Consider the following 4,481-nt stretch of genomic DNA (forward strand, 5'->3'; position numbering starts at 1 on the left):
TAGAGCAATGCGCCGGTTGTTGGCCGGCGTGCTCACCGCAGAGTTGTTTTTCGGCGCTTTCGTCGCTACCACGATGGGCCACGACGTTTCGCCGCTCAGCGCCGTTGCGGTCGGTGACCGCACCGTGCGGATGACCAATCTCGGCGGATCGCGGCAGCAAGCCCTGCTGGCTCGAATGGTCGCGGACGTCGGCCCGGCCATCGACGCGGTGGACGCGTTCTGGGGCCGTGATTGGCCCCGAGACATCGACGTGGTTGCTACCGGAACCCGGCAGCAATTCGAGGCGACGGCCGGCGGCGGATCCAGCGCGCAATGGGCCGACATTGCCGCAATCGCAGTTGCCGACCAAGTGGATCCCGCTCGGCGGACCGCGCAAGGCCAGCGGATTGTCTTGGCGCCCGGCGCGGCAGGCATGAGCGATTACGCACTGCAAATCGTGGTGACCCATGAGCTCTTTCATTACGCTGCGCGCGCCGACACCGCCGTCGATGCACCGCAATGGCTAACCGAAGGCGTCGCGGACTATGTCGCACGGACACACAGCCCAGTGCCCGAGATCGCGACGCCCAGTGCGCTGCCGTCCGACGCCGACCTGGCCGATCCGGGGCCGCAACGGTCCCAGGCCTACGACCGCGCCTGGCTGTTCGCGCTTTTCGTCGCCGACACCCGCGGCGCGCCGGCACTGCGCGCGCTCTACGAGGCGGCGTGCGGCGATCACCACAGCGACGTGCCCACCGCGGTTCATGAGGTGCTCGGTGCCGATGAGGCCGTGATATTGGCCGACTGGCAGCGGTGGCTGGCCCGTCAGCTCACCGGCTGAGCCTCAGGCTAGCCTTCCTAGGTGGCCCGGGTCCTGCTGGTAACCAACGATTTTCCGCCCCGGCGCGGCGGTATCCAGTCCTATCTGGTCGACCTGGTGACGCGGCTGGCGGCGGCGGGGGAGCACACCCTGACGGTGTACGCCCCGCACTGGAAAGATGCCGACGCCTTTGACGCCCGGACCGTCGGCTATCGCGTCGTGCGCCATCCCGGGACGTTGATGCTGCCCGTCCCAGGCGTCGACGCGCGGATGCGACGGTTGATCACCGAGCACGACATCGACACGGTCTGGTTCGGTGCCGCCGCACCGCTGGCCCTGCTGGCCCGGCGGGCTCGGCGGGCCGGTGCGCGCCGCGTGCTGGCCAGCACCCACGGCCATGAGGTGGGGTGGTCGATGCTGCCGGGTGCCCGCTCGGTGCTGCGCCGCATCGGTGACGACAGCGACGTCGTGACCTACGTCAGTCGTTACACGCGAGGCCGATTCGCCGCGGCGTTCGGGCCGCACGCGGCCCTGGAACACCTGCCGCCCGGCGTCGACGTCGAGCGCTTCCGGCCCGATGCCGCCGGCCGCGACGAGATGCGCAAGCGCTACGGACTGGGTCGGCGGCCCACGGTGCTGTGCCTGTCGCGGTTGGTGCCGCGCAAAGGCCAGGACATGTTGATCCGAGCGTTGCCCGCGATCAGGCAGCGGGTGGATGGCGCCGCGCTGGTGATCGTCGGCGGCGGTCCGTATCTGGAGACGCTGCGCGTACTGGCCGAACGATTCGGCGTCACCGATCACGTCACGTTCACCGGCGGCGTTCCCTTTGCCGAACTGCCCGCCTACCACGCGATGGCGGACGTGTTCGCCATGCCGTGTCGCACCCGCGGCGCCGGACTGGATGTCGAGGGGCTCGGCATCGTATTCCTGGAAGCTTCGGCGACCGGCGTTCCGGTCATCGCCGGATCCTCTGGGGGGGCGCCGGAGACGGTGCAGCACAACAAAACTGGGATGGTGGTCGACGGTACTTCGGTACAACAGATCGCCGACTCCGTCAGCGAACTGTTGGGCGACCCGGATCGCGCCGCCGCGATGGGCGCCGCCGGCCGCGAGTGGGTCACCGCGCGGTGGCGATCGGAGGATCTGGCCGGGCGACTGTCCGACCTGATCCGCGGCTAGCCCTTGTCGTAGATTGCCTCGATGGAGTCAGTGATCTTCTCGGCCACGACCTTGCGCTTGACTTTCATCGTCGGGGTCAATTCCCCGGTGTCCTCGGTGAAATCGACCGGCAGAATGCGGAACTTACGTATCGACTCCGCGTGTGAGACAGACAGGTTGGCCTGTTTGACGGCGGCGTCCACCTCGGCGAGCAGGTCGGGGTCAGTGGCCAGGTCAGCTACCGAGGCGCCGGCAGGCTTGCCGTTGCGCTCTTTCCACCCCTCGATCGCCTCCGGGTCGATGGTGATCAGCGCGCCGATGAACGGTTTGGCGTCGCCGACCACCATTGCCTGACTGATCAACGGGTGCGACCGCAACCGATCTTCCAAAACCGCTGGGGCGACATTCTTTCCGCCCGCGGTAACGATGATTTCTTTCTTACGACCGGTGATCGTCAAGAACCCGTCTTCGTCGACGGCGCCCAGGTCACCGGTCCTGAACCAGCCGTCTTCGAACGCCTCGCTGGTGGCCTGTTCGTTGTGCCAATAGCCGTGGAACACCACCCCGCCGCGCACCAGTAACTCGCCGTCGTCGGCGATGCGCAGGCTGTTGCCCGGCACCAGTTTGCCGACCGTGCCGATCTTGCACGCGCCCACCTGGTTGACGGTGATCGCCGCACTGGTCTCGGTCAGCCCGTAGCCCTCGTAGATGCTCAGCCCGACGCCGCGGTAGAAGTGGCCCAACCGGGCGCCCAGCGGAGCGCCGCCGGACACCGATGCGCGGCAGGTGCCGCCGAGCGCGGCGCGCAGCTTGTGGTAGACGAGCTTGTCGAACAGCGCGTGCTTGGCCCGCAGCAGCAGAGCGGGGCCGCCGTCGTCCTGCGCTTGGCTCCACTCGACCGCGGTCTGCGCGGCCATCTCGAAGATGCGGCCCTTGCCGTCGCTGGCCGCGTTCTGCGCCGCGGTGTTGTAGACCTTCTCAAACACCCGGGGCACCGACACCACCACCGTTGGCTTGAACACCCCGAACATCGGCACCAGATTCTTGATGTCGCTGGTGAATCCGACGGTCACCTTGTTGTGGAACGCGCACAGCGTCAGCGCGCGGGCCAACACGTGGGCCAGCGGCAGGAATATCAGCAGCCGCTCGCCCTTCTTCAGCAGCGTCGGCAGCACCTCTTTGGTTCCGCGGGTCTCGTAGACCAGGTTCGCGTGCGTCAGCTGGCAGCCCTTCGGGCGACCGGTGGTGCCCGAGGTGTAGATCAACGTCGCGGGATCTTCACTGCGCAGCGCCTCGACGCGGGCGGTGAGTTCGGCGGGGTCGACCGATGCGCCCTCTTGCTCGAGCTGATCGAGCGCTTTGGGACCTGACCCGTCGATGTGCAGCACTCGCCGCAGCTCGGGCAGGTCGCCGGCCAGCTCGGAGATGACCTTTGCGTGAGAATCGGATTCGGCGAACGCCACCACCGCGGCCGAATCGCTCAACACCCAGCGCACCTGCTCGGCCGAGGACGTCTCGTAGATCGGGACGGTGACCGCCCCGGCAGCGAGGATCGCCTGGTCGAGGATCGTCCATTCGTAGCGGGTCGCCGAGAAGATGGCCACCCGGTCGCCGGCGCGTACCCCTTGCGCGATCAGGCCCAGTGCCGTCGAACGAATTTGGGCGGCAGCCTGCGCGCACGTCACGTCGGTCCAGACTCCGTCGACCAGACGGTTGAAGATCACCGCATCAGGGTCATCGCGCTCGTGCTCGAACACCGTGGAAACGATGTTGTCGTGCTCACCGACAGTGAACCTGGCGGGAACGGTCAATTCGCGCACTCTTTTCCGACCTCGCTTCAGTGATTACAGCCAAACAGGGTTACAGGCAAACAGCAGCGCGATAAGACTATCCGGTGGTGCTGCGCGGCCCAGCGGGCCCGCTGATGAGCGGGCGATTCCCGGCCCGTGCCCAGGTATGTGAAGCTATTGGCCGTGCACAGCGTTCAGATTGCCGACGAGACCTACGTCGCCGCCGATCCGGCACGCATCGGCGCCACCGTGGGCGATCCGTCCAACTGGCGGAGGTGGTGGCCCGATCTGCGCCTGGAGGTCACCGAGGATCGCGGTCCGCACGGCGTTCGATGGGCGGTGGCGGGCCCGCTGACCGGCACGATGGAAATCTGGCTCGAGCCGACGCTGGGTGGTGCAGTGCTGCACTACTTTCTGCACGCCGAGCCGACCGGAGTGACGGCCACGCAACTGGCCAGGCTAAACCTCGCGAGAATGACGCATCGGCGCCGGGTCGCGGGCAAAAAGATGGCCTTCGAAGTGAAGACGACGCTGGAGAGCTCCCGCCCGGTCGGGGTTTCTCCGGTGCTTGACCAGGCCTGAGCCCGGCCGGGGAGTACCGTTTCTGCGTGGGCGGCGGTGCGAGCCCTGAGCAGCGCAGCGCGGAGTAAGCGGAGTAAGGAAGAGACTTAGGTGGCGGAGAAGACGGCCCAGACGATCTACATCGACGCGGACCCCGGCACGGTGATGGATGT

At 67.3% G+C, this 4,481-nt stretch carries 4 protein-coding genes; 3 read left to right on the forward strand and 1 reads right to left on the reverse strand.

Annotated elements, in window-relative coordinates; genetic code table 11:
• Nucleotides 1–73: 73 nt before the first annotated feature.
• Both AC2VOU_RS13550 and AC2VOU_RS13555 read left to right on the forward strand, forming a co-directional pair.
• The gene (locus AC2VOU_RS13550; protein ID WP_486957850.1) at nucleotides 74–820 is read left to right on the forward strand and encodes a hypothetical protein; all 747 of its coding nucleotides are present in this window, start codon (nucleotides 74–76) and stop codon (nucleotides 818–820) included.
• Between the two features lie 21 nt (nucleotides 821–841).
• The gene (locus AC2VOU_RS13555; protein ID WP_486957847.1) at nucleotides 842–1,978 is read left to right on the forward strand and encodes a glycosyltransferase family 4 protein; all 1,137 of its coding nucleotides are present in this window, start codon (nucleotides 842–844) and stop codon (nucleotides 1,976–1,978) included.
• Here the strand turns inward: AC2VOU_RS13555 and AC2VOU_RS13560 are convergent.
• On the reverse strand, nucleotides 1,975–3,777 hold the full coding sequence (locus AC2VOU_RS13560; RefSeq protein WP_486957848.1) for an AMP-dependent synthetase/ligase: 1,803 nt from the start codon (nucleotides 3,775–3,777) through the stop codon (nucleotides 1,975–1,977). The two genes, AC2VOU_RS13555 and AC2VOU_RS13560, sit on opposite strands and share 4 nt — an antisense overlap.
• Before the next feature lie 153 nt (nucleotides 3,778–3,930).
• On the opposite strand from AC2VOU_RS13560, the gene AC2VOU_RS13565 reads away from it, so the two are divergent.
• Nucleotides 3,931–4,329 carry a polyketide cyclase / dehydrase and lipid transport gene (locus AC2VOU_RS13565; protein WP_486957849.1) on the forward strand — a complete coding sequence of 133 codons (399 nt, stop codon included), beginning with the start codon at nucleotides 3,931–3,933 and terminating at the stop codon, nucleotides 4,327–4,329.
• Nucleotides 4,330–4,481 lie beyond the last annotated feature (152 nt).

The organism is Mycobacterium sp. TH-M25 (assembly GCF_057473665.1).

Excerpts from the sequence above, each read along its gene's own strand:
- AC2VOU_RS13550 (WP_486957850.1), top strand. The coding sequence starts at position 74 with ATGGGCCACGACGTTTCGCCGCTCAGCGCCGTTGCGGTCGGTGACCGC.